This window comes from Sphingopyxis sp. BSNA05, assembly GCF_013265645.1.
In the GTDB taxonomy this organism is placed as follows: Bacteria; Pseudomonadota; Alphaproteobacteria; order Sphingomonadales; family Sphingomonadaceae; genus Parasphingorhabdus.
In genome coordinates this window covers 17,680-40,213 of record NZ_PYIA01000081.1, presented here as the reverse complement: position 1 = coordinate 40,213, position 22,534 = coordinate 17,680, and the positions used below count along the sequence as shown (strand labels likewise).

The window sequence follows — 22,534 nt, the reverse complement described above, 5'->3', positions numbered from 1 at the left end:
AGAACATGCAATCGTTACTTTTCATTACGCAGGCCAGAAGATCACCCCTCAAGTTTTCTAGAAATTTCTCGCAGGCGGTTGCGGGCACGATAAATCCGCGTTTCGACGGCTTTCTCTGATATTCCGAGAATATGCGCGGCTTCGGCCTGGCTGTTCTCGCCAAAAGTGACCAGAACGAAGGGCTCGCGCAGAGCTGTTGGCAGGCGAGTGATCTCTCTTTGCATGAATTCAAGAGCTTGTCGGGCCTGCAACTCTGCACTTGGGTCGGGTGTATCGTCAGCTATCGTCAAGTCAGCTTCGTTGTCGCTGTGAAACTCGAAAAACTGCCTGATCCGGCGTTTGCGCAAAAGGTCACGGCATTTGTTGACCGTGATACGAGTGAGCCACGGAGAAATGGGCCGCGACAGATCAAAACTGGCAAGCTTAAACCAGGCGGCAGCTAGTGCCTCCTGGACAGCGTCTTCTGCATCGGATTTGTTGCCCATCAACCTGAGCGCGATGTTGTGGAGCCGGGGTGCCTGCTGGATCATAACAGTATTGAAGGCTGCTTTGCTGCCTTTTGCAGCCTCTGCGATGAGCACACTATCCGGAACTTGCGGGTTAGGCTGTGATTTCTGCACTCAAGACCCGGCGGTGAGCGAAGTTGATACCCGCTTGTCAAAGGCCTTTTGTTGACCGGGCTTCAACAGCATTCGCATGGCGAAGAGATGCTCAACAGTAGCCTTTTGCAAAAGGCCCATATGCTTATGCACAGCCTCAATCGCCGCTGCAACTTTAGGGCCATATTGATGTTCTTCTTCGATGGCGGCTGCAAGGTCGGCATTTGAAGATCTGAGCGCCAGCTCCAAAGCTTGTCTTCTGATCACAAAATCATTTTCGAGAATTTCTAGCTGTGCTTGCTGTGCGCTATCGAGATCAAGCTCCTCATGAACAAAGCTGTGCATGCCAGAATTTTGACCGCCGCTCTGGCTCCAATGTTTCGCGCCTAATGAGCCTATCCAGCCCGCACCGAGCGCCAGCAGGATAAGCAGGATGATTTGTACGGGTCCGATTTTCATGAATTTGCCAATATCATTGTGACACGTGGAGAAGGCTTGCCGGCGAGTAATCCACGCCCCCCATTAATGGATTGCTATTGATGTTGGCCATTGCGGGCTGTTCGCCCGTTCCAATTCCCGCTCCAAGCGCGGTCACGACGATCAGTGCCGTCAACAGACTTTTCTGACGCGAAAGGCGGCGGCTGTTTATTTCACCAATACGAAGCCAGACATTGTTTTCAAATCCATCGTCGATTTCCAAAGCTGCCTGGGGTAAAGCAGAGTTCAGGCTGGCAAGCATCTCATCTAGTTTGTTGTCAGATAGCGGCATAATCATGCTCCTGTTTGAGTGATCTGCCAACTAATACGCAAGCTCGACCGCTTTGCCCTCAAAATTATTTTGAGGGGTGGGCAATGTTGCTGCGTATTGATGGTTAGAAACGCTTGAAGGAATTGAAAAATGTACAAGATTAAATTTGTTGGCTTTAGCCTCGCCGCCGCCGCATCGCTCGCTGCAACACCGCTTTTCGCACACCCTAGTCTAGTTACGGCAAAACCGTCGGCCAATGCCACGGTCGCACCAACAAATAAACTTGATCTGGTCTTTGATGAGAAGGTCATGCCTGCAAACACCCGTATGCAGCTAATGATGACATCTATGCCGGGTATGGCCGGGCACGCCCCGATGAAGATGCCAATTTCGGTGATGATGGGCAAAGACGGCAAGTCCGTCATGGTGATGATGAAGAAACCTCTTACGGCCGGCGCTTATGAACTGCGCTGGATGGCATCGGGCGACGACAAGGAAGTTGTCAGCGGAAAATATGCATTCCAGGTAAAGTGATCGGGTCGCAACCGATACTCCGGGTGCGCCCCCCCTAAGCGCACCCGGAGACTATGGTTGGAAACCACATCGCAAGATTGCCACTATTATTAGCAACAAAATAATCGATTTTGGATCAGGTGGGTTGAGATGCTGACACAGAGATTCCGTACTTTAACGCTGTGCATTGCTTTCGCACTAGCCTCATTTAGCGGGCCAGTACTTGCACATGGTGATCCGACCGAGATGGGCGCTGGCCCCGGAACGAGCGACCAGCATCATAAGGAAGCAATGGGAAGCGACGTCGCACAAAGTGCCGAAATGCAGGGCATGATGGATGAGGGAACCATGCCGATGATGCCCGATGGCTCCGCTCCTGCCGCGCCCGAAAGTGACCATATGGGCGGGATAAGTGATGATCATGGCGGCATGATGGCGCATGACGAAGCAGAAGATAATAGCAATAAGAGCTTTGGCGAGCGTTTGTTCATCTGGCTTGGCAAATTGCATATCGTGGTGATCCATTTTCCAATCGCCATGATCGTCGCCGCGTTTGCAGCCGAAGCGTTTGGTGTTGCGCGCAATAAGCCTGACTGGCGTTCAGCAGCGCGGATCATGCTCGTGATCGGGGCGCTGGGAGCGGTTGCAGCCGCCTTTTTGGGCTGGTTTGCGGGCGGCTTCTATCTTTATGACCGCAACCTTATCCTCACCACGCATCGCTATCTCGGTATGACCGTCGCAATCGGAGCAGTGCTACTGGCATGGGCCGGACTGAGCCGCTTTCACCATGGTCGCAGCGAGGAAAGAATATTCGGCATCTTGTTAGCACTATTGACGATCGGCGTGCTTGTACAAGCATTTCTGGGCGGCACATTCATGCATGGCGGCATGAATCATATGAATTTTTGAGTTTGTTGGATGGTAGCTACAAAACGCAAACTATTTTAATGGAGTTTTTAAATGTTAGAAAAATTAGACATTCCGTATCGAAGCGCTGGGCGGCGGCAGCTCTGTTCACCACCCTTGCTGCCTGTACAACCGCCGCTCAGGCCTCGCCCTATGTTATGTACCGTGATCCAGGGTGTGGCTGCTGCGAGAAGTGGGCGGAGCATATTGAGGCCAACATGAAGCAGGGCGTTGAAATCCGAGACACTCAGAACATGACCGCCGTGAAAGATGCGAACGTAATTCCAAAAACCCTTAGATCCTGCCACACCATGATTGTCGAGGGCTATGTAATCGAGGGTCATGTTCCAGCCAAGGAAATCGCAGGATTGCTGCGCGAGAAGCCGGCCAATATCAGAGGTCTCGCGGTCGCGGGAATGCCGGTCGGTTCGCCGGGCATGGAATATCAGAATGAAACGCAGCCTTATAAGGTCATTGCTTTTGGTAGCAATGGCCCCACTGTTTTGCCTCGTACAATTAGGGTAATGTAACAAGAAAGGAATTATGATGAAAAAATGGCAACTGTACTCGGAGCCCTCGTTCTCCTTTATGGAGGATCTGCACTCGCTCATGAACATAAAGCCGACGCATCCTCCGATCAGAAATGCCGAATGATGAAGGACGGCAAAGCGATGGACGGCATGATGATGAAGGGTGCCGATGGCAAAATGTCCTGCCAGATGATGGATCACTCGAAGATGGACCATAGCAAAATGGATCACTCAAAAATGTCAGCCCCGGATGCGAGTGACAAAGCGCAACCAGCTATGGACCATTCGAAGATGGATCATAGCAAGATGGAGCCCAAGAAAGACGCACCCGAATAAGCATATAATCGGCTCGGAGCTTCGCTTTACGAGGCTTCGGGCCGCCTATTTTCCCATCTTGCCGAACAAGTTCACCAACTCGGCAATTTTCTCTTTTGGTCAGCCTTGCTACCGGAAGTCAGGGCTTCCTCGACGCAATGATTGGTGTGGATCTCCAGAATTTTCATTTTGGTAGAGCGCAGGGCGGCTTCCATTGCGGAGAATTGCTGGAGGATATCGATACAATAGCGATCATCTTCCATCATTTTAGCTATTCCGCGTGCCTGACCTTCGATCTTTCGCATCCGCACGATTTCTTTGGTGAATTTGTCTGTCATTTTGTCCTTATGCCAAATTTTGGAGCGTGATCAATCGAAAGAGGTGGCCGCATCAACCTTGACACTAAACCATCATTCTACTATACCCCCCTATAGTATATACCGCTGATCATCAAGAGGAGCTAGAAATGACGCATGTTTCAAACCGCACTCAAATCATTGTCTGGGGCTGGACGCTAAGCCTGTTTCTGTTGTTCAGCTACCTCATCTGCATTGGTTTCGGTCTTTTAGCACCGCAATCCATGCACATGCATGAAGCTTGGGCACCTTGGTTGCCGGGCTTCGAATGGCTGACTTTGCAGGGATTTCTTGCAGGGGCGGTCGGTAGCTTTCTCTATGGTTGGTATATTGCCCTGTTGGTTGTCCCGCTGCGCGCTTTGATAGGCCGCCAAGTTGCAGGTGCCAATCATGTCTGAGAATGATACCGGGGCCGCCAAATCGTGCTGTTGCAAAGACAAAGAGGCTTCTGTCGGGACCGTAAAAGATCCCGTGTGCGGCATGGATGTCGATCCGAGCAAGAGCGAGCATCATGCACAGCATGACGGGCAGGATTATCATTTCTGTTCAACCGGATGCAAAACCAAATTTGTCGCTGACCCCGCGCATTATCTCACCGGGAAGCATAATGAGGCAGCAGAAAATGTTCCAGCGGGCACGATCTATACCTGCCCGATGCATCCGGAAATCCGGCAAGAGGGTCCGGGTTCCTGCCCGATCTGCGGAATGGCACTCGAACCTGAGACCATTAGTCTCGATACCGGCCCCGATCCCGAATATCTCGATATGCGCAAGCGCTTCTGGGTCAGTGCGTTGTTTTCCATCCCGTTGTTCATTTACGCGATGGGCGACCTTATTCCGGGCAAGCCGTTTGAAGGGCTATTTGAGCCGGGAGTGTCGCAATGGTTGCAGCTCTTGCTGGCATCACCGGTAGTTCTGTGGGGCGCATGGCCGTTTTTGTGCGCGGGGTAAACTCGCTCAAAACCATGAACCTCAATATGTTCACGCTGATTGGGCTTGGCGTAGCGGTTGCCTATGGCTTCAGTCTGGTCGCAACACTCTTTCCAAGCATTTTTCCGGAAGCATTTCGCGGCCATGATGGCGGTGTGGCTGTCTATTACGAAGCAGCGGCTGTCATTACGACCCTGGTACTACTGGGGCAAGTGCTGGAGCTGAAAGCACGCGGACAGACATCAAGTGCGTTGCGCGCACTGCTAGAGTTGGCACCGCCAGTCGCATCGCGCGTCAGCGCGGATGGCTCGGAAGAGGAAATATCTCTCGACCTGGTGCAGAGCGGCGACAGCTTGCGTGTTCGTCCGGGCGACAAAGTTCCCGTTGATGGCACCATCGCCAAGGGGTCCAGCACGATTGATCAATCAATGATTACGGGCGAACCAATACCGGTTGTCAAAACCGAGGGCGATGATGTTACGGGCGGCACCGTCAACCAGACTGGCAGCTTTATCATGACTGCTGAACGCGTTGGTAAGGACACGCTTCTCGCCAAAATCGTCCAGATGGTCGCCGAAGCGCAGCGCAGCCGTGCGCTATCCAGAAACTTGCTGATACGATTGCGGGCCTTTTTGTGCCTGCTGTGGTTCTGATCGCTATTGCGACATTCATTATATGGTCGATTTGGGGTCCAGAACCGGCGCTGGCCTATGGTTTGGTCAACGCAGTCGCAGTCCTCATCATCGCTTGTCCTTGTGCGCTTGGCCTTGCCACTCCGATGTCGATCATGGTTGGCACCGGGAAGGGCGCGCAGAACGGCATTTTGATCAAGAATGCCGAAGCGCTCGAAACTCTGGAGAAGATTGACACAATCGTGGTCGATAAAACCGGCACGTTGACCGAGGGCAAGCCCAAACTGGTTTCAGTCGAACCGGAAAAGGGTTTTGACGGCGACGAAATGCTTGCCCTTGTTGCCGCAATTGAAATGGCGAGTGAACATCCGCTGGCAGCCGCAATTGTGAGCGGTGCAAAAGACAAGGGGCTTTCGTTTGAAGCAGCAACCGACTTCCAGTCAGTGACGGGAGAAGGTGTCGAAGCCCGCGTGAAGACGAAACGCGTCGCCATCGGCAATGAAAAATGATGGATCGGCTCGGTGCTGCCAGCGCGGACCTGATTGCCAAGCGCAGGACGGCCGATCGCAGGGACAAACAGTGATGTTTGTGGCCGTTGACGGCAAGCCTGCTGGTCTTATCGGTGTCGCCGATCCGATCAAGCCGACTACGGCAGACGCGATTAAAGCGCTGCACAAAGCCAATATCCGCATCGTCATGCTAACCGGCGATGCGGAAGCTACTGCGCAAGCTGTTGGGAAGATGATTGGCATTGATGAAATCCACGCCAATGTGTCACCGGAAGACAAACATCGGGTCATCAGCGAGCTGCAAGCGGCCGGTAAAATGGTCGCAATGGCAGGAGACGGCATCAATGATGCTCCCGCTCTCGCCAAGGCAGATGTCGGGATTGCGATGGGCACAGGCACGGATGTGGCGATGGAAAGCGCTGGTATCACTTTGGTGAAGGGCGACTTGGGCGGCATCGCCAAGGCCCGCCGCCTCAGTCAGCTAACAATGGGCAATATCCGCCAGAATCTGTTTTTGCGTTCATCTATAACGGGCTTGGTGTGCCGGTTGCGGCAGGCATTCTCTATCCGTGGTTCGGGGTCTTGCTAAGTCCGATGATTGCAGCGGCAGCAATGAGTCTTTCGTCTGTTTCGGTAATCGCCAACGCCTTGCGTTTGCGCCGCAAAGTGCTGTGAGCTGCGTGATCGCAAACCTTAGTATCCGGCCTCTCGGCTGTCCAACGCACTCGCTGTTGCGGGACTCCATGATCTGCGCGAGCGAAATGAGGCAATCCAACAACCAATAAAATCCGGGAACATGGAATGACGAAAAATGATGACCCAAAGCGATTGAATAATCTGCCGTTGGCGCTGTCTCGCTGGGATAACGAGGGAGGGCACCAACCAAAAATAGACGAACGCGGCTCCAGTGATCCGGAAATGACCAACACTGAACTCGTCCAGCTTCGTGTTCGCGTCATTGCTCTGGAAAACATTGTCCTTGCCTTGCTCGCGGATCAACCAGCCGAGACCTATGACAAGGTTCGTGAAATGGCAGAGCTTATTTCGCCCAGACAGGAAGCGACACAGCACCCTCTGACGATAGAAGCTGCATTGCACATGAACCGGTTCGCAGACCGAGCGGAGCGATTTCGCGGCGTTGGCAATAAATGAAAATCATCGCGCTATGAAGTTTGGTAACGAACCAGAGGTCCACATCGCTACGTTTGGGTTCTTCACGTCGTTCATCTGGGAAATGCTGCAAATGCCCTTCTTCTATGTTGGCTCGGCAACCTCCTGGGAAAGCACGTTAGGCTGCACGCGAGCCACAATTGGCGATGCCGGGATATTAGTGCTGGCATACACCGTGGTTTCGATGTTGAATCGCGACCGGCATTGGATGCACCGCCCGACCTCCGGCATGATCGGCACCTATCTGCTGTCCGGCCTTGGAATGACCGCCATCATCGAAGAAATCGCGACCGGTGTTCCAACGCAATGGGGTTGGGGCTGGCGATATAGCGAGCTCATGCCCTTATTCCCCGGCACGAATATTGGCCTCGTCCCCATCCTGATGTGGATCGTCATTCCACTGATAACGCTCTGGTTTGCAAGGCGCCAGCCACAATCCTGATCCTCGAAATGCCAAAGGCAAAACAGATGCAAAGCAGCTCATATAACAAGAACAGTCTCACGCTGCCGGGAACCGTAGCGATGGGGACCGGAGTGATGATCGGTGCGGGGATATTCGCTTTAACGGGTCAGATCGCCGAATTATCAGGACCGCTATTCCCTCTAGCTTTCCTTATCGGGGCCGTGATCAGCGGGTTCAGCGCCTACACTTATATCAAGGTTTCCAATAAATATCCGTCAGCAGGCGGCATCGCTATGATCCTCAAAAATCATATGGACCATCGACGGTCACCGGGGCTGCTGCTTTGATGATGGCCTTCTCGATGATCATCAACGAAAGCCTGGTTGCCAGAACTTTCGGAACCTACACGCTCCAATTGTTCGATATTGGCCGCGAGTCTGTGCTGGTTCCAATACTGGCCATAGGGCTGATCGTCTTTGCATTTATCGTGAACATCGCGGGTAACAAGATTATTGGCGCGATATCCTCAATCACCGCAATCTTGAAAATTGGAGGGATACTGATTTTTCCTTCACCATTCTCTGGGCGTCGGGGTTCACATTCGAGTTTACGCAAACTGCGCCAAGCGAAGCAGCTTCGCCTACTGGCTTTATTGCCGGGATTGCCCTCGCAATATTGGCCTTCAAAGGATTCACCACGATCACCAATAGCGGCGGCGAGGTTGTTGAACCTGAGAAAAATGTCGGACGCGCTATCATGATCTCTTTAGGGATATGCTTGATCGTCTATATGACCGTAGCACTCGCTGTGGGATCAACGCTTAGCATTGGCGAAATTGCTGCTGCCAAAGATTATGCACTGGCAGAGGCGGCGCGTCCTGCCTTTGGTGAATACGGCGTGTGGTTCACGGTCGCAGTAGCCATCATTGCAACTGCATCGGGGCTTCTTGCCAGTGTTTTTGCCGTATCGCGCATGCTGGCGATGCTTACGGACATGAACCTCATTCCGCACCGCCATTTTGGAATGCCCGGTGACATTCAAAAGCACACGCTCGTTTTCACCGTGATCGCCGCAGGTCTGTTGGCTGCGTTCTTTGATTTGAGCCGGATAGCATCATTGGGGGCGATATTCTATCTGGTCATGGACATGATCATCCATTGGGGCGTTTATCGTCATCTCAAAGATGATGTCGGAGCAAAAGGATGGATTTTGTTAAGCGCGATCATTCTAGATTTGATTGTTCTTGGGGCGTTCCTGACCATGAAGGCAGCGAGCGATCCAATGATCATAGTAATCTCTTTTGCCGGCATTGCTGGATTCTTTGCCCTCGAGAAATATTATCTGGCGCATCGGCGTAGTGACAGCAAATTAGAAACCGAAACGACCAAGCACTCCCACTGAGTCTGTCACATATACAAAATTCGGCTACTTGCTCTCTCGACCGTTCAAATCAAAAAATGTTAGACAAAGAATGTCTAACCTGAAGAACAAGTTGGAGCGTGGGCTACAATCCAAAATTGGCATGTTACTAATATTAAGGTGTTTTGGTTCAAATGTCTTCTAAGCTGCACTCTCCCCAAAAACCTGCCGTTCAGCAACCTAGCCACAAGCGGACGGTGCCGCCAACGATACTTCGTCCCAAAATCTGCCATTCGTTTGGAATGAGCAATTGAGCAAATGAGAACAGGTATGGTAAAACAGTCGGCGAGACGGGATCGGAAGAACCAGGCTTAGGAAATCAACGCGGCCAGTACACGCACAACCCGCAAGCCTTACATAGCCGTTAGAGTGAGCGAGGTGGTCCAGTCGAAACCTGAAGATATTTAGCGGTGAGGACGATCAGGAACCGGATATGCCAAGCGTACGACGTGGAATCTGGTGCGAGGATTTTCGCATGGGGACCGTTTTCTATTCTAGACGATAGCTCGCAATGTAACCCAAGTGGTCTGACAGACTGGTGCCGTCCGGTTCGGCCCCAAAAGGGACTGACACTTCAATCAATCTCAAGTTTGTTGTCTCGCCTGATCGAAACCACTGCCAGTCCTTGCCGCGTTTGATGATTGACCGAGCATCGTTCAGCTGTCGTCCATCACGCATCCGTTCAGTGGCAACTGCAAGATGTAACGCTTCGCGCCTCCGGGAAGAACCCGCCCTGATCCCTGATAACATTGATACGCGAGGGAACATCCCCGACGTTGAAATCTCCAGTAAAAATCACGGCTGAACTGCTGGGAATTTTCGCATGAATGAACTGCATCACGGTTTTGGCCTGCATCGTCCATGCAGCATCGGCCCGAACGTCACTTACGCCTGAAGCTCGCCGTGAATTTAGGTGCGTATCGATGATGGCAACGGGCTGTGAATAAGATGGAACTTTGATCCAGGCCAACAGAACGCCCTTGTTTGCAAGGCAATCATATCCAGCACATGCGTATTCCGGGAACGCAAGCTGTTCAACCTTGACAATCGGAAAGTCGGAAAAATCCGCAATCCGCTGTTAGCGTATTTGCCCTCGGTTTCACCCTTTAATGGTGACGAAGCCTCAGTGAATCTCTTGGAGGGGGAAGGAAAGGAGACTTTGCTCTTGTAAGCCGCTGCTGGTCCGGCGGCAGCATATTTATAGCCGCCTGATGCTTGATGGCTGCGGCAGCATCAATAAAACCTTCTTGTAAGACAACAATGGTGGGGGCAGTCCCCATCGCTCTCAACTTTGCCAGACGCTCGCCAATTTTCCCCAGCGCCGCGCTCCTGCCAGCCGCGATGGGCCAAGGAAGACCTTTAATATTGTATGACATCACCGAAATCTGGCCTGTCGCTCCGCTATCCTCTAGAAATTTTTCTGTTCCTGCAGCTTCTGCGATTTGATGCGTGGTAAGGGACAATCGCCCAATCAACGATGCGCAGAATATCGAAAACGCCACGATTTTCCGCATTCTCATCTTCCTTCTAGCATCAACCTCCGACATTTAGATGCCTGCCCACGGATCTGCATTTTTGAGTGGAGATTATTTACTTCAGATCAGAAGTGTTCTTCTTGGTCCCGCACAGCCCTGCGATCTGAGTCTGTCGCTTTTGCAAATAATATTCGCGCGATGCGACATAGGGATCATCTGAATTGTGGATTATTTCCAACTCCTCATCAAACTCTACCCGCTTGTCGAGTTCACGGGCGACGCTGCTTGGAACGGCCACATACGGTTGGCTGAGCGTCCTTCCAGCTGAGTTGGGCACAGGTATCGGTATGGCGAAGGCATCTACTCCACCGCCGATCAAATCGCGAACTGTGGTCGCCCCGATTACCGGCAAAAATAGAAATGGCCCTGGTTTGACTCCATAACATCCCAGCGTATCAGCAAAGCCGTTCTTCCGTCTGGGTAAGTTGATCGGTTTCCGTTTCGCGAAATCGAAAAGCCCGGCCACGCCGGCTGTTGAATTGACCAAAAAGCGACCAGCAGTTTCGGCCGCTTTGCCGGGTTTCAGTTGCAGCAGAAAATTCACAAAAACAGCCGGTTCGTGCAGGTTATTGGCGAAGTTTCGCAGACCATTGCGGACAGGTTCGGGCACAGATTTTTCATAAGCGTGCGCAGATGGTTCAACCACGGCTTCATCGATAGCCTGAGTAATAGCGTATGACTCGGCGTTGATATTTTGCAAGGGATCGCCTGGCGTCCGTATCCGACCGGTTACGGTAATAACATTTTCATCCTGCAACGTTTTTCCGGTTTCAACCCCCGAAACCGGATCTGGTATTTCCGTTGCCTTCAGTATCGATGGATCTGTTTCGATAGCTTCAGTAGGAACACTAGAAATTGTCGGATCCGCTAATGCGGTTGGTTCGTCAGATACAGGCGTCGCCCCAAGGGTTTCTGATGTTCCGTCGAGGGCTTTTAGCTGGCTAGTTTCTTGGACATTTGTAGTTGATGCTACCAAATCAACAGAATTTGACGGCGGAGAGACGATCCCACTGACCGGGGTACTTGCGAGCAGCATTGCGCCCGTTATTCCTGCAATACTCATTGCGTATCACCCTTGTGCTTCTAATTGGTCGATCCCTTGGGACAAGGGTGCAATTCACTCGGCAGAGTCGCTAACGGCATCACCAGCAGATTCAATGTCTTCGCCGACTCCGTGTATTGTATTGCAAGCGGTCAGCGCCAACATGGAAATTGCCACCAGGGCCAGGGTTGTCTTTCTCAACATTTCGAATTCCTCTAGTTGGTGGTGTCAGGCGCAACCGGTTTCGTTGCGGGCTGGAAAAAGCCTTCCAGTTCATCAACCAGATCGAGTTCAGTCACAGCAGCTTTTGCCGCCATTTTGTCGTCTTTAACTGATAGATATTCGTCGAGCTTGGAAAGCGAAGTCGTGAACCTTTTGTTCAGATCAGTATCAGTCACTTTGTCCTTGATCTGGTCCCACTGATCGTGCGCATATTTTGCGGCTTCTTGGGCATCTGCCCAGCGCTTCGGATCGGACTTGAGATCAGCCTGTATTCGAAATCCGGCATAATCGAGCAAACTGACCGCAGCCGGTATCCTGGCATCAGGGGGATATGCGCTCACAATCAACTTATAGCCTTCAACAGCAGCCAACGCAGTGTCGGAGGGATTTCCGGCATCGATTGCTGTCTTGGCATCCCGCAAGTAGCCATCTAGTGATTTGGTGGCTTGAGGGCTAAGTTGACCGGAGATACCGGCTACGGATTCTTGCGCTTTTGTGAAAAGCGAAACAAGCTCCTCTGGGCTGGCAGTGAATGCCTGTTCCGTCAGAGCTTCCAAATTTTCCGCCGCTGCAGGCAAACCTGTCATAGCGGTCACGGTTTCATTTTTGGGACGGTCACGATCTGATTGCTGTTTTGATTATTTGTATCAGTCGGCTTGGATGATCCACAAGCAGATAGCATTGCGACCGCAGCAAGCGGCAATCCGTATTGCAGAATGTTTATGCGCCCGTTTTCATGAAAATATCCTTCAAAGTTGGTGCAGCAATAAACCGGCTGCTTGAAAACCTATTAGGCCCCCATAGATTGCATGCTAATGTCCCCGAGAATACAAATTCCCAATGTTTCAGACGCATTGGAATTTCCGCATAGCCGCCAGTCAGAATTCAAGCTGTTTGAGGGGGGCGTTGTCTCACAGTCCAGTAGCTTACAAGACCAAAGATTACGGCGAGGAAAATCGCGCTTGTGCCGACTGTCCCAAGCCCAAGCCCGCCATTGCTCGTAGGCTGTGAAAGCAAATCGCCACAAGATGCTCCAAATGGCCGCGTCAAAACGTATGCTATCCAAAAGGCCACTACAGCATTCAATTTGAACACCAGATGCGCAAATGCGACCAGCGCTATCATCGCACTGAAAACGGAGGCCGAGACTGCATAGCCCAACTGCATTCCCTCTGCGACAAGATCGCCTGCTGCCGTCCCGAGAGCGAAAGTGAACAGAATTGCGGCCCAGTAGAAGCTTTCACGTTTGGTTGTGAAGATCGTGTGGATCGAGAGTGTCTTCTCGCTGGCATACCAGGCAACAAATGTGATCGCCAAGGCAATGCTGAAAATGATCGTTGTTGTCTCTAGTGCAACTCCGTAAACATCAACAAGGTTATCTGTAACCAGTGTTCCGAAAATGCTGATCAATACGACCGCGAGCCAGTAAATCGGCGGCACATATTTGCGTACGGAGAATTGCATGATCAGTGTGATGACCAGCAACGCCCCCACCAGCAGCGAGGTATTGCCCAGGCCCAATTTGAGATCGACCGACAAGAAATCTGCTGCCGTTTCGCCAACCGTGGTCGCCATGATCTTGATCACCCAGAAAATAAAGTGACCAGCGGAACCTTGTTGAGCATCGTGCGTGTGTCAGCTTCAGTCATTCAGGTTGTCCTTAAGCTCCGGTGCCTCTGAACGATATTGAACGGGCGACCAGCATCATTGCTAGGCCCTTCCACATTGCGTGATGATGTTCCGGAGAATACAATTCCCCAATGTTCGGGAAATGGCGGATTGTCAGGAATCCAGAACTTCCTCTTCCACGATGGGGAGCTTTACGAGCAAGGCCCACAGGCAGGCCCAACAGGTGCCGAACATCCATCCTGCCAATACGTCGCTCGGCCAATGCACGCCCAGGGCCACGCGCGAGATGCCGATCGCCAGCGTCAGCAACAGCGCGACCGAAAGCACGAACAGCCGGGTCCGCAAACTGTCCTCGACTCTCGAAAACAAAACAGCGATTGTCAAATATACGATGGCGGAATTTGCAGCATGACCACTCGGAAAACTTGCGGAGTGTTCGATCACCAGATGATCGACAAGCGTTGGCCGGGGGCGCAGAAAATAGCCTTTGAGCAGTGTCACCATTAAAGCGCCGCTGACAGTCGCTCCGACAATGACCAAGGCCATGCGGTGCGCGCCCTTCATGTAGACGAACAGGGCAGAACCGGAAATCACCAGAGCCAGCACGGTCGTTCCGCCGAGCGTCGTAACATCGAGCATGGTTTGTCTGAGCCATGTCGGCCCCGCCATAGTCTGCAACTCTCCGGACTTGCGGAAAGCGAATAATATACTCTGGTCTATCGCGCTGACTTCACCCTCGGCCACCTCCGACCAAAGCCATAGAAACAGCAATATGGTGAGCGCAATGCCGCCGATGAGCAATATCTGCTTCATCGGCAATCTGTTATCAACGGCAAGATTCCTAAATCGCGTCATCGATCCAGTTTATGGCTCCGCATTTTTCGCTTCCGCCAGATTTTCCCGCCTGGCCGCTTCCCAAATTTCAAAAGCGGCCCCGGCGTTTATCAGCGCGATTCCCAGTCCGACAATCAGGTCCGGCCAGGGAGAAAGCCAGAAAAGCGTGATTATCCCCGCGATGATGATCGCAGCATTGGCATAGACATCGTTTCTGGCAGATAGAAAGGCTGCTTTGCTCAAACTGCCGCTGCCATGACGGTGAACGGACAAACGAATGGCGCAAACCAGATTGACCAGCAAGGCGCCCGCACCCGTAATAGTGAGCGGAATGGCCGCAGGCGGGACGAAACTGTTGAACTTTAGCCAAACGGTCCAAAGCGCCGCCAAGGAAGGTACGAGAATTATCGCGCCCAACACAAACCCCAATCGCGAACGCGCCTTGAGCGACCAGCCGATAGCCAGCAATATCAGAAGATTAACCGATGCATCTTCGAGGAAGTCGATACTGTCCGCAAACAGCGACACCGATCCGATATTGACGGCGACGACAAATTCGACGCCGAAATAGGCAAGATTTGCAGCTGCCACGAATTTGACCGCCGATCGAAAATCAGCAGAGTCGGCATTACTACGACTTTCTAGTTCATCTTCTTTCATGTTGCCTGTTCCTCCTTTCCACCCTTCTTTTCAAGAGCGATTAGACAGGCCGGAAGAAAGAGCAACACGAGCGGCACGGCGGCGAACAGTCCGAATATTATCGCGGTGGCGAGCGGTTGCTGCAAACCTGCTCCTCTACTCAATCCAAGGGCCAGCGGGCTGAGTGTGAGTATCGCGATCAACGCCGACATTAAAATGGGACGCAAACGCTTCTTGCCTGCTTCGTGAAGCAGTGCCGCGGAAACCGGCTGACTTTTGTCGATCTCGGCAAGAAAGAAAATGATCAATTCAGCCACCATACCCACCACCATCGTCAGTCCGAGCAGGGCTGAAATATTCAGTTCTATTCCAGTAATCCATAGGCCCATGATGACTGCCGATGCTGTGAGCAAGATTGTGGCCATCGCCGATGCAGTCCAGCCAGCGCGCTCAAATAAAACAGTCAGTAGCAAGGTGCTAAGCAGCATTGCCGCCGCGAACACCATCGCAAGATCGGCGAAACTCTTTTGCTGTTCGGCATACAATCCACCATAATCGGTGCGGATTGAGGCAGGCAGTTTCAGGCCGGCAACGGTAGTTTTATTTCGGTCATGGCCGAACCCAGATCGCGGCCGTCGAGCCGGCCGGTAACCGCAATAAACGGCGCCAGATCTTCGCGTGTCAGCTGCCTCTGTCCAGCATCTATCGAAACTCTGGCAACGTTTGCGAGGCGAATGGCGCTACCATCCGGGGCTACCAGAGGTAAGTTTTCAATTTGATCTACCGTGGTGCGAATATCCTCCGGGGCGCGCACACGAACATCAATAAGCTGCGCGCCAATGCGCACTTGGGTTGCAGTGGTACCGCCTATCGCCGACTCTAATTGTGCGGCAATATTATCCGGATCGAGCCCGAATTGTGCAGCCGATCCCGGATCAACCTCGATACCGATGGCATCACCCGCCACTCGCAGCCCATCGACCACCTCCACCACGCCCTGCACCTTGCCTATGGCATCGGCGACCGTTTTAGCGGCCTTGTGCAAAGCTTGCGGGTCATCACTGAACAGCTTGACTTCGATCGGTTGCGGAACTGCCGTCAAATCGCCGATCAAATCTCCCATCAGTTGGATAAACTCTATTTCCAACCCTGGAACCTCGGTCCTAATTCTGTCCCGAATTTCGCCCATAACGAGATCAATGTTTCGCCGCGAACCGCCTTTCAGCCGGACAAAATAGTCGCCCTGATCGGCCTCCGTCAGTCCGCCGCCCAATTGCAATCCCGTCCGCCGAGAATAACTTTCGACTTCGGGAGTTGAGGTGATTATTTTTCCACACGTTTGAGCAATGCATCGGTGTCTTCAAGCGCTGCACCGGACTGCGCCTTGTAATCCAGCACAAAGCCACCTTCATCCATTTTTGGCATAAATCCCGAAGGGACATTGAGCCACGCCAGATAGCCCACGGCGACCATGATCACTCCAGTCAGAACGACAAAACTTCGCGCCCGCGCAAAAAGCTTCTGACCAGCACGATCATAACCTGTTAGCAATTTATCGAGCAGTTTCCCGGCTTTTTCTGCTGATTCCGCGTCTTTGTCACGGAGCCAATAGGCAGAAATCAAGGGAATGACGAAACGCGCGAAGAGTAATGAAACAACTAGCGCCGCCACCATTGTCACCGCGAGCGCTTTGAAAAATTCTCCGGTCACTCCGCTGATGAATGCCAGCGGCAGAAATACGACAATAGTCGCACTTGTCGATCCGAGAAGGGGAACTCCCATTTCTGCCGCCGCTTCCAGCAACGCCTGTGGAGTCCGTACTGCATTTTGCTGCATCCGGCGCATCATATGTTCGAGCATAACCACTGCATCATCAACAACCAGGCCAACCGCAGCAGCCATACCACCGAGTGTCATCATGTTAAAACTCATGCCTAGCGCGAAGAGTATCAAGCAAGTTGCCGCCAAAACCGCCGGGAGCATTAGACCGGTGATGACCATCAGCCGTCCGGATCGCAGGAACACGAATAGCACGATGCCTGCAAGCAGAGCGCCCAAAAGAATGGCATCGCGCACGGCATTGGCCGCGCCGACCACCAGTTCTGATTGATCGTAATAGGTAGATACTTTGACGGAACTTGGTATCTGCAATTCTTTCAATCTTGCGTCGACCGCCTGAACGATAGCAACTGTATTGCCTTTCAAGGCCTGCTTGACGTTGATCAAAACCGCACTTTTGCCATCGGCGGTTACACGAGTGAATGCAGGCGCGCTCGAAGGTTCAATCGTGGCTATTTGCCCAAGGGTAACGACACCCGCACCGGCACCGGCCGACTTGATTGGAATGGCCTTGAGATCGCTTAAATCAGCAACCCTGTTTTCAAGAAGGGCCAGATATAACCTGTGCCGATCCTCGATCTTGCCGAGCCCACGCACGTTATTTGCTTTGCCCAGCGCGATTACAACATCGCTAAGGCTGACCCCTAGCGACGCCAATTTTGCGGGATCAACATTTACCGCAAATTCGCGCGGCGCGCTGCCAAGTATCTCTACGCCCGCAACCCCTTCGACGGATGTCAGGGCAGGACGTATTTTTAGTTCTGCTATATTTCGCAAAGCCACCGGGTCAAGATTATCTGATGTAAGCGCATATCCAACAACCGGGAATAACGTCGGGTCCGATCTGCGCACCTCGAATTTCGCTCCACTGGGAAGGTCGGGAAGCAATGTCGCCAGAGCGGCTTGTGTCGCCAAACTAGCGTCGACCATATCGTCGCCCCAAGAGAAATTCAGCGCAACTTCTGCACTACCTCGGCTGGTTGTCGATCTTATGCGGGTAACACCAGGTACCGCACGCAATGCAATTTCAATCTTACGGGTTATCTCGGCTTCCATTTGTGCTGCATCGCGGTCTCCCGCATCTACTGACACGACGACGCGCGGATAGTCGATATTGGGAAATAGCGCGACTGGCAGCCATGTTGCAGCCGTGACCCCGCCAATAGTCAGCAAGATGACCGCCAACCAAATTGACCGCGCGTGATCGCTGATGATTTTTGTCATTTGGTGCGGACTTTCATACCGTCTTCGAGGGCAGTAACACCGTCAATCGCAACCCGCTGGTCAGCATTCAATCCCTTGGCAACGCTCACCTTGTCACCCATGCGAGGACCGACAGCGACATCGACCCGCTTGGCCACGCCCTTTTCAATTATATAGACATAGGGCTGTCCGCCGTCATCGAGCAATGCGGCATAGGGAATGGTGAGTCCGCCTGAGTTGCTGCTCAGCAATATCATGCCAGTAAGACTTTCGCCCGCACCAATTTCGCTCTCCTTCGGAATCAGCACATAGATCGAAGCCAGCTTGGTCTGGGGATCTACCACCGGATCGACGGACTGGATCGGTACGGTCAGCGGCGCTGTCGTTCCCGCTGCGGTAATTTCAACATAGCTGTCTGCCGGGACGCGCCGGGCGAGAGACGGATCGATGCCGAACCTTGCGCGGATGTCGCTGTCTTTAACAATGGTTACCACGGGGGTTGCGGCCGCGACCAGCTGGCCGGGAACGGCGCCGATCATCTGTACAAAGCCGGTATCCGGCGCGCGCAGGGTCAGCGAGCCACTACGGTCGGCCAGACTGGCCTTGAGTGCATCTGCCGACTGTTTTGCCGCGCGAGCAGTCTCCACTTCGGCATCGCTGACCAGTCCGTCCGCTCGCAGTCGCTCCATCCGGGCATAGGCCTGGCTGGCCGTCCGGGTGTTGGCGCTTGCGGTCGCAAGCTCGTATTTTGACGCCGGACTGGGCGCAAGCCGGACCAGCACCTGCCCGCGGCTGACATTGCTCCCTACCGGCGCATTAATCGACTGGACAATCGCTTCGATCGGCGAGGACAAGGTATATTGCCCTGACGATCCATTTTCGGCCGCCCCATAAATGGTGACTTTCTCGTCGATCGAACCGGTCGTCACTGCCGCCGTTTTAACCAAGGCTGACGGATCTGCCGCAGCGGTGTCGCTGAAACCGGAGCAGGCCCCAAGCACCAATAATCCGGCAAAAGTGAGTCCTGCAGCAATCTTCTGTCCCGACAATTTCATCATTCCACCCATTTCTATTCCCACGCTGCCTGCGGTGTGCCGACCAGCAATTCCAGCGCTATGGTCTGCTCGGCAATCGCCTGTTCGCTCTGAACCAGCAGGAAATGCTTGTCGCGCACCGATTGTTCGGCGGTTTCGGCTGTCGCCAGCGCCAGGTCACCGCGATCGGCAGCGGTGCGCGTGCGCGCGCAAATTTTTCGATTTCCGGCAATCCGTCCATGATTATGGCCCGCTGCTGACGCGCGATGTTCAGGCCGCCGACAGCAGCGGCAATCTCGGCACGGGTCTGGAACAGACGTGCATCATATTCGGCCCTCAAAGCTATCCGGGTCGCTCTTTCAATCGCAATCCCGCCGCGATTGCGATTCCAGAGCGGCAAGGTGAAACCCACCGACGGGCCAAGCAGCTTGTTGGTGCCGGTGTCACGGGCACCGCTAATCGTCAGGTCGAGCGAGGGAAACTGGTCGAGCACAGCCTTGCGCACCGAGGCTTCCTGGGCTTCGTAACCGGCCTTTAGCGCTTGTAGATCGGTGCGATTGGCAACAGCGAGATTGAACAGGATCGCGCTGTCTGGTGACGCCTCCGGCAGAGGCTGCGGCGCAAGCCGCAAGGCATATTCCGGTGGCAAACCCATCAATCTGCGAAGCTCATATTCCGCTGCCGAGAGACTGGTTTGCGCCGTTTGTCGATTTGATATGGCATCAATCGCCGATAGCCGCGCCGACTGCACCTGATCGGCGGGGATATCGCCGCGCCCCGATGCCCGTAGATAGCGCGAGAGCAGAGTCGCTGCTGATTGCTCGCTGGCAGTAGCGATTTCGAGCGCCCTGCGCAGTTCCAATATTCGTACGGCTTGCAGACGCGCGTTGCTGGCGATCTGCCATTCAGCCCAGGCCAGATCCAGCCGCACCTGCAATGCCTGCTGCTTCGCTTGATCGCGCAGGACGCTGAGGGTGCGCAAAGTGTTGAGACTGAAACCCAGTGCGCCCGCTATATTGTCAACCGGATCAGGACCGGACAGGATATGGTCAATGCCAAAATTGAACGACGGATCCGGCAGCAAACCAGCTGCAAAAACCTGCGCATCGCTCACTCCGGCCCGCACCCGCATTGCTTGCAGGTCCGGATTTGACAGAACTGCGATAATGGCAATTTCATTGGGATCCAGCGGCGCTGACAAATCTATCGCTACAGGCGCAAGATAGGGCCGGTCGATGGATGACGCCTCCTGGGACAGCACCGCCGCGACTGGGGGCTGCAGGGCCGCGGACGAACCCGGATCGGAAATCGGCATAGGTCCATAATGCGCGCACGATGCGAGCAGCAGACTGGAGGCAAACAGGGTCAGGTTACGCATGGCTGATGGTCCTAATCGGAGCCCGGCTGGATTTGAAATCTATCGTGACTTTCAATCCCGGTTGATTGTCTGACAAGGATAGCCGTGCGCCATGAGCATCCGCGATCGCCTTCACCAGACTTAGGCCCAGACCATTTCCCGACGTTGTGCGACTAGCTTCCATCCGGGCAAAGCGCCGCAGCATTTCCGCGCGTCGGCCCTCGGGAATTCCTGGGCCGTCATCCGACACGATCAATTCGACCCTATTGTCTTTATTCAGCAACTGGACAAAAATCTGACTGCCTTGCATTGAATGGCGCAAACAATTGTCGAGTAAATTGGTCAACATCTGGCCAAGCAAATGCCGGTCACCGGAAATCGTACAATCCGAATCAATTTCGCACGACAAGCTAAATCCGGCGTCCTGGGCGGCCGGTTGGTATGCCTCGCAAATATCATCAACAATTCGATCCAGCCGCAGAGGCTTGAAAGTCGACTTGATCTGCCCCGCTTCGATTTCCGAAATACCCAGAAGCGCTGCGAAAATCGCAAGCAAATCGTCAGCCTGCCCAATTGCGCCCTCGATGGCTTGTTTTCGTCCTGCCGGATCGAGATCCTCAGACAAACCGCCCTCTAGTCGCTGGCGTAGCCGATTGAGGGGACTGCGCAAATCATGAGCTATATCGCCAGAAACCTGGCGCAAATTTTCCATCAAGGTCGCAATGCGGTCGAGCATTTTGTTCAGCGTATGGGATAGCTGGTCAAATTCGCCTCCCGAACCGTCAACCGGCATTCTTTTGGAAAGGTCGCCGCCAATGATAGCCGAAGCGGCCTGGTTTATGCCGTCCAAACGGCGGCGCAAGAGCAGAGTGAGCAGAAAGCCGCCGCCCGTTCCGATTACAAGCATCGCCCCGAAAGCTATCAAAAACTGTAACAGAAGGGTCTCGCCAATCGCTTCCGCGGATTCTAGGTCAGCGACGATTGCCAGTCGGCTGCCGTCGGACAAGACTTGCGTATATGCACGTGCCTGATCTTTTTGGTCGCCTTCGTCCTCATCGTCAAATAGCACAATCGACCAGCCCGGTTTCGGCGTAGTAGCCGGAAAACTACCGGCAATTCGCTTTCCATGACTGTCGGTCAAAATAAAGCCAACCCGATTGAGGTCAGGACGGGCTTCTTGACGCATGATTTCATCGGAAAGACCATTGATTCCTTCACGTTGGTATAAAGTCAAAAGATCATCCGCTTCCGCACTGATTCGGCTGTTGAGCTGTTGGTCCAAAGCCTTTTGCGTGGATGTGTAAACGGCCCAGCCAAGAATCGCGGTCGCCGTCATGAATAGCACCGTATATATCCAAGCCAGTTCCCGCATGGTGCGAGGTTGAAATCTACGTTTCAATTCAGACATCCGCTGCGATCATATAACCTGCGCCCCGCACGGTAATTATTGCATCCTTGTCACACTGCTCGTTCAGTTTGGAACGCAGCCGACTGATATGAGTTTCCACGATATTGGTTTTGGGATCAAAATGGAAATTCCAGACGCGCTCAAGCAGCATCGTTCTGGTTACGACTTTGCCCGAATTTCTGAGTAGCTCTTCGAGTAGCGTAAACTCCCTCGGCTGCAAGTCGACCATGACTCCGTCGCGCGTTACCTGCCGCTTGAGGCGATCCAGCTCAATGCCGCCTGCACATAATGTGGTTTCGACTGCTTCGGGCTGATGGCGACGCACCAATGCATTTATCCTCGCATTCAGTTCGGAAAAGGCAAATGGCTTGACCAGATAATCATCTACTCCGGAGTCCAGTCCTTCCACGCGATCCTCCAATCCGGCCCGCGCTGTCAACATCAGGACGGGAACGGATGATCCGGCCCTCCGCAGCGAGCCAATCACTTCGATCCCATCGATTCCAGGCAGCATTCGATCAAGAATGATCACATCAAAATTTCCGTCAGTTGCATGAAACAACCCATCGTTTCCATTGTCGGCGACGGTCACAAGATGACCCGCCTGTTCGAGACCCTGAGCGATATAGTCGCTCGTGCTTTTATCATCTTCAATTACGAGAATTTTCATGCGCTATTCACCTATACTATCGGTTGAACAGACAAAGTGCGCCATTGCAAGGGGGGACGAAGTTGCAATGGCGCACAAAGTGAGGACCAGGA

At 53.2% G+C, this 22,534-nt stretch carries 29 protein-coding genes and 2 pseudogenes; 13 read left to right on the top strand and 18 right to left on the bottom strand.

The features are described from left to right. Nucleotides 1-41: 41 nt before the first annotated feature. Genes C8024_RS09175 through C8024_RS09165 form a run of 3 tightly spaced genes read right to left on the bottom strand, consistent with a single transcriptional unit; the run spans nucleotide 42 to nucleotide 1,368 of the window. The gene (locus C8024_RS09175; RefSeq protein WP_367947249.1) at nucleotides 42-620 is read right to left on the bottom strand and encodes an RNA polymerase sigma factor; all 579 of its coding nucleotides are present in this window, start codon (nucleotides 618-620) and stop codon (nucleotides 42-44) included. Continuing rightward, a complete protein-coding gene (locus tag C8024_RS09170) occupies nucleotides 621-1,058 on the bottom strand; it encodes a periplasmic heavy metal sensor (RefSeq protein ID WP_173204312.1) in 438 nt (145 codons plus the stop codon). 13 nt (nucleotides 1,059-1,071) lie between these two features. Then, on the bottom strand, nucleotides 1,072-1,368 hold the full coding sequence (locus C8024_RS09165; protein ID WP_173204310.1) for a hypothetical protein: 297 nt from the start codon (nucleotides 1,366-1,368) through the stop codon (nucleotides 1,072-1,074). Between the two features lie 129 nt (nucleotides 1,369-1,497). Between C8024_RS09165 and C8024_RS09160 the strand changes: the two genes are divergently transcribed. From C8024_RS09160 to C8024_RS09145, 4 genes are all read left to right on the top strand, one after another. Further along, entirely contained in the window at nucleotides 1,498-1,881 is a 384-nt protein-coding gene (locus C8024_RS09160) for a copper resistance protein CopC (protein WP_173204308.1), read from the top strand. 129 nt (nucleotides 1,882-2,010) lie between these two features. Then, nucleotides 2,011-2,769, top strand: a complete 759-nt coding sequence (locus C8024_RS09155; RefSeq protein WP_254305757.1) for a DUF2231 domain-containing protein — start codon at nucleotides 2,011-2,013, stop codon at nucleotides 2,767-2,769. Then, on the top strand, nucleotides 2,766-3,296 hold the full coding sequence (locus C8024_RS09150) for a DUF411 domain-containing protein (protein WP_367947248.1): 531 nt from the start codon (nucleotides 2,766-2,768) through the stop codon (nucleotides 3,294-3,296). The genes C8024_RS09155 and C8024_RS09150 overlap by 4 nt, the downstream gene beginning before the upstream one ends. Before the next feature lie 123 nt (nucleotides 3,297-3,419). Continuing rightward, nucleotides 3,420-3,632, top strand: a complete 213-nt coding sequence (locus tag C8024_RS09145; protein WP_217272122.1) for a hypothetical protein — start codon at nucleotides 3,420-3,422, stop codon at nucleotides 3,630-3,632. Nucleotides 3,633-3,703: 71 nt separating this feature from the next. On the opposite strand, the gene C8024_RS09140 is transcribed toward C8024_RS09145, so the two are convergent. Next, nucleotides 3,704-3,949: a metal-sensitive transcriptional regulator gene (locus tag C8024_RS09140; protein ID WP_173204306.1), complete on the bottom strand. Its 246-nt coding sequence runs from the start codon at nucleotides 3,947-3,949 to the stop codon at nucleotides 3,704-3,706. Nucleotides 3,950-4,077: 128 nt separating this feature from the next. Between C8024_RS09140 and C8024_RS09135 the strand changes: the two genes are divergently transcribed. From C8024_RS09135 to C8024_RS22550, 9 genes and pseudogenes are all read left to right on the top strand, one after another. Further along, on the top strand, nucleotides 4,078-4,365 hold the full coding sequence (locus C8024_RS09135; protein WP_173204304.1) for a hypothetical protein: 288 nt from the start codon (nucleotides 4,078-4,080) through the stop codon (nucleotides 4,363-4,365). Continuing rightward, nucleotides 4,358-4,918 carry a YHS domain-containing protein gene (locus C8024_RS23260; RefSeq protein WP_367947247.1) on the top strand — a complete coding sequence of 187 codons (561 nt, stop codon included), beginning with the start codon at nucleotides 4,358-4,360 and terminating at the stop codon, nucleotides 4,916-4,918. Before C8024_RS09135 ends, C8024_RS23260 begins: the two co-directional genes overlap by 8 nt. Continuing rightward, a pseudogene (locus C8024_RS23255) lies at nucleotides 4,849-5,777 on the top strand (HAD-IC family P-type ATPase); the annotation flags it as partial. The gene C8024_RS23260 and the pseudogene C8024_RS23255, both read left to right, overlap by 70 nt. Beyond that, a complete protein-coding gene (locus tag C8024_RS23250; protein ID WP_367947258.1) occupies nucleotides 5,772-6,038 on the top strand; it encodes an HAD family hydrolase in 267 nt (88 codons plus the stop codon). The pseudogene C8024_RS23255 and the gene C8024_RS23250, both read left to right, overlap by 6 nt. 73 nt (nucleotides 6,039-6,111) lie before the next feature. Beyond that, nucleotides 6,112-6,627 carry an HAD-IC family P-type ATPase gene (locus tag C8024_RS23245; protein WP_367947257.1) on the top strand — a complete coding sequence of 172 codons (516 nt, stop codon included), beginning with the start codon at nucleotides 6,112-6,114 and terminating at the stop codon, nucleotides 6,625-6,627. A 212-nt stretch (nucleotides 6,628-6,839) separates the two neighbouring features. Beyond that, nucleotides 6,840-7,190 carry a hypothetical protein gene (locus tag C8024_RS09125; protein ID WP_173204302.1) on the top strand — a complete coding sequence of 117 codons (351 nt, stop codon included), beginning with the start codon at nucleotides 6,840-6,842 and terminating at the stop codon, nucleotides 7,188-7,190. Between the two features lie 13 nt (nucleotides 7,191-7,203). Beyond that, nucleotides 7,204-7,650 (top strand): hypothetical protein, encoded by a 447-nt coding sequence (locus tag C8024_RS09120; protein WP_173204300.1) that lies wholly within the window; start codon nucleotides 7,204-7,206, stop codon nucleotides 7,648-7,650. 8 nt (nucleotides 7,651-7,658) lie between these two features. Next, on the top strand, nucleotides 7,659-7,958 hold the full coding sequence (locus C8024_RS23240; protein ID WP_254305756.1) for an amino acid permease: 300 nt from the start codon (nucleotides 7,659-7,661) through the stop codon (nucleotides 7,956-7,958). Nucleotides 7,959-8,133: 175 nt separating this feature from the next. Beyond that, a complete protein-coding gene (locus tag C8024_RS22550) occupies nucleotides 8,134-9,012 on the top strand; it encodes an APC family permease (protein WP_367947256.1) in 879 nt (292 codons plus the stop codon). Nucleotides 9,013-9,712: 700 nt separating this feature from the next. Here C8024_RS22550 and C8024_RS09110 read toward each other — a convergent pair. The 14 genes and pseudogenes from C8024_RS09110 to C8024_RS09050 form a co-directional block, all read right to left on the bottom strand. Next, nucleotides 9,713-10,000 (bottom strand): hypothetical protein, encoded by a 288-nt coding sequence (locus tag C8024_RS09110; RefSeq protein WP_173204298.1) that lies wholly within the window; start codon nucleotides 9,998-10,000, stop codon nucleotides 9,713-9,715. Between the two features lie 136 nt (nucleotides 10,001-10,136). Then, nucleotides 10,137-10,544, bottom strand: a complete 408-nt coding sequence (locus C8024_RS09105) for a hypothetical protein (RefSeq protein WP_173204296.1) — start codon at nucleotides 10,542-10,544, stop codon at nucleotides 10,137-10,139. Between the two features lie 76 nt (nucleotides 10,545-10,620). Continuing rightward, entirely contained in the window at nucleotides 10,621-11,628 is a 1,008-nt protein-coding gene (locus C8024_RS09100) for a VacJ family lipoprotein (protein WP_173204295.1), read from the bottom strand. 54 nt (nucleotides 11,629-11,682) lie between these two features. Next, the gene (locus C8024_RS09095; protein WP_367947255.1) at nucleotides 11,683-11,772 is read right to left on the bottom strand and encodes an entericidin A/B family lipoprotein; all 90 of its coding nucleotides are present in this window, start codon (nucleotides 11,770-11,772) and stop codon (nucleotides 11,683-11,685) included. Nucleotides 11,773-11,822: 50 nt separating this feature from the next. After that, a complete protein-coding gene (locus C8024_RS09090) occupies nucleotides 11,823-12,425 on the bottom strand; it encodes a hypothetical protein (RefSeq protein WP_173204291.1) in 603 nt (200 codons plus the stop codon). A 289-nt stretch (nucleotides 12,426-12,714) separates the two neighbouring features. Beyond that, the gene (locus C8024_RS09085; protein ID WP_217272121.1) at nucleotides 12,715-13,416 is read right to left on the bottom strand and encodes a hypothetical protein; all 702 of its coding nucleotides are present in this window, start codon (nucleotides 13,414-13,416) and stop codon (nucleotides 12,715-12,717) included. A gap of 195 nt (nucleotides 13,417-13,611) precedes the next feature. Further along, complete coding sequence (locus tag C8024_RS09080) at nucleotides 13,612-14,271, bottom strand: phosphatase PAP2 family protein (protein WP_173204289.1); 660 nt, start codon at nucleotides 14,269-14,271, stop codon at nucleotides 13,612-13,614. 51 nt (nucleotides 14,272-14,322) lie between these two features. Then, nucleotides 14,323-14,883 (bottom strand): cation transporter, encoded by a 561-nt coding sequence (locus C8024_RS09075; RefSeq protein ID WP_367947246.1) that lies wholly within the window; start codon nucleotides 14,881-14,883, stop codon nucleotides 14,323-14,325. A gap of 65 nt (nucleotides 14,884-14,948) precedes the next feature. Further along, a pseudogene (locus tag C8024_RS21435) lies at nucleotides 14,949-16,255 on the bottom strand (efflux RND transporter permease subunit). Further along, nucleotides 16,255-17,994: an efflux RND transporter permease subunit gene (locus tag C8024_RS21430; RefSeq protein WP_254305755.1), complete on the bottom strand. Its 1,740-nt coding sequence runs from the start codon at nucleotides 17,992-17,994 to the stop codon at nucleotides 16,255-16,257. The pseudogene C8024_RS21435 and the gene C8024_RS21430 overlap by 1 nt, the downstream one beginning before the upstream one ends. Further along, nucleotides 17,991-19,031 (bottom strand): efflux RND transporter periplasmic adaptor subunit, encoded by a 1,041-nt coding sequence (locus tag C8024_RS09065; protein ID WP_217272120.1) that lies wholly within the window; start codon nucleotides 19,029-19,031, stop codon nucleotides 17,991-17,993. The genes C8024_RS21430 and C8024_RS09065 overlap by 4 nt, the downstream gene beginning before the upstream one ends. Before the next feature lie 55 nt (nucleotides 19,032-19,086). Next, nucleotides 19,087-20,385 (bottom strand): TolC family protein, encoded by a 1,299-nt coding sequence (locus tag C8024_RS09060; RefSeq protein ID WP_254305754.1) that lies wholly within the window; start codon nucleotides 20,383-20,385, stop codon nucleotides 19,087-19,089. Further along, on the bottom strand, nucleotides 20,378-21,772 hold the full coding sequence (locus C8024_RS09055) for a HAMP domain-containing sensor histidine kinase (RefSeq protein WP_173204283.1): 1,395 nt from the start codon (nucleotides 21,770-21,772) through the stop codon (nucleotides 20,378-20,380). The genes C8024_RS09060 and C8024_RS09055 overlap by 8 nt, the downstream gene beginning before the upstream one ends. Continuing rightward, nucleotides 21,765-22,442: a response regulator transcription factor gene (locus tag C8024_RS09050; protein WP_173204281.1), complete on the bottom strand. Its 678-nt coding sequence runs from the start codon at nucleotides 22,440-22,442 to the stop codon at nucleotides 21,765-21,767. The genes C8024_RS09055 and C8024_RS09050 overlap by 8 nt, the downstream gene beginning before the upstream one ends. Nucleotides 22,443-22,534 lie beyond the last annotated feature (92 nt).

Bases quoted from the DNA above. Each gene is read 5' to 3' on its own strand.
- C8024_RS09065 (WP_217272120.1), bottom strand. From the start codon at position 19,031: ATGATGAAATTGTCGGGACAGAAGATTGCTGCAGGACTCACTTTTGCC.
- C8024_RS23260 (WP_367947247.1), top strand. From the start codon at position 4,358: ATGTCTGAGAATGATACCGGGGCCGCCAAATCGTGCTGTTGCAAAGAC.
- C8024_RS09060 (WP_254305754.1), bottom strand. From the start codon at position 20,385: ATGCGTAACCTGACCCTGTTTGCCTCCAGTCTGCTGCTCGCATCGTGC.
- C8024_RS09050 (WP_173204281.1), bottom strand. From the start codon at position 22,442: ATGAAAATTCTCGTAATTGAAGATGATAAAAGCACGAGCGACTATATC.
- C8024_RS23240 (WP_254305756.1), top strand. From the start codon at position 7,659: ATGCCAAAGGCAAAACAGATGCAAAGCAGCTCATATAACAAGAACAGT.
- C8024_RS21430 (WP_254305755.1), bottom strand. From the start codon at position 17,994: ATGACAAAAATCATCAGCGATCACGCGCGGTCAATTTGGTTGGCGGTC.
- C8024_RS23245 (WP_367947257.1), top strand. From the start codon at position 6,112: ATGTTTGTGGCCGTTGACGGCAAGCCTGCTGGTCTTATCGGTGTCGCC.
- C8024_RS09055 (WP_173204283.1), bottom strand. From the start codon at position 21,772: ATGTCTGAATTGAAACGTAGATTTCAACCTCGCACCATGCGGGAACTG.
- C8024_RS09095 (WP_367947255.1), bottom strand. From the start codon at position 11,772: ATGTTGGCGCTGACCGCTTGCAATACAATACACGGAGTCGGCGAAGAC.
- C8024_RS09165 (WP_173204310.1), bottom strand. From the start codon at position 1,368: ATGCCGCTATCTGACAACAAACTAGATGAGATGCTTGCCAGCCTGAAC.
- C8024_RS09105 (WP_173204296.1), bottom strand. From the start codon at position 10,544: ATGCGGAAAATCGTGGCGTTTTCGATATTCTGCGCATCGTTGATTGGG.
- C8024_RS09140 (WP_173204306.1), bottom strand. From the start codon at position 3,949: ATGACAGACAAATTCACCAAAGAAATCGTGCGGATGCGAAAGATCGAA.
- C8024_RS09155 (WP_254305757.1), top strand. From the start codon at position 2,011: ATGCTGACACAGAGATTCCGTACTTTAACGCTGTGCATTGCTTTCGCA.
- C8024_RS09145 (WP_217272122.1), top strand. From the start codon at position 3,420: ATGAAGGACGGCAAAGCGATGGACGGCATGATGATGAAGGGTGCCGAT.
- C8024_RS09120 (WP_173204300.1), top strand. From the start codon at position 7,204: ATGAAGTTTGGTAACGAACCAGAGGTCCACATCGCTACGTTTGGGTTC.
- C8024_RS09080 (WP_173204289.1), bottom strand. From the start codon at position 14,271: ATGAAGCAGATATTGCTCATCGGCGGCATTGCGCTCACCATATTGCTG.
- C8024_RS09100 (WP_173204295.1), bottom strand. From the start codon at position 11,628: ATGAGTATTGCAGGAATAACGGGCGCAATGCTGCTCGCAAGTACCCCG.
- C8024_RS09170 (WP_173204312.1), bottom strand. From the start codon at position 1,058: ATGAAAATCGGACCCGTACAAATCATCCTGCTTATCCTGCTGGCGCTC.
- C8024_RS09135 (WP_173204304.1), top strand. From the start codon at position 4,078: ATGACGCATGTTTCAAACCGCACTCAAATCATTGTCTGGGGCTGGACG.
- C8024_RS09160 (WP_173204308.1), top strand. From the start codon at position 1,498: ATGTACAAGATTAAATTTGTTGGCTTTAGCCTCGCCGCCGCCGCATCG.
- C8024_RS09125 (WP_173204302.1), top strand. From the start codon at position 6,840: ATGACGAAAAATGATGACCCAAAGCGATTGAATAATCTGCCGTTGGCG.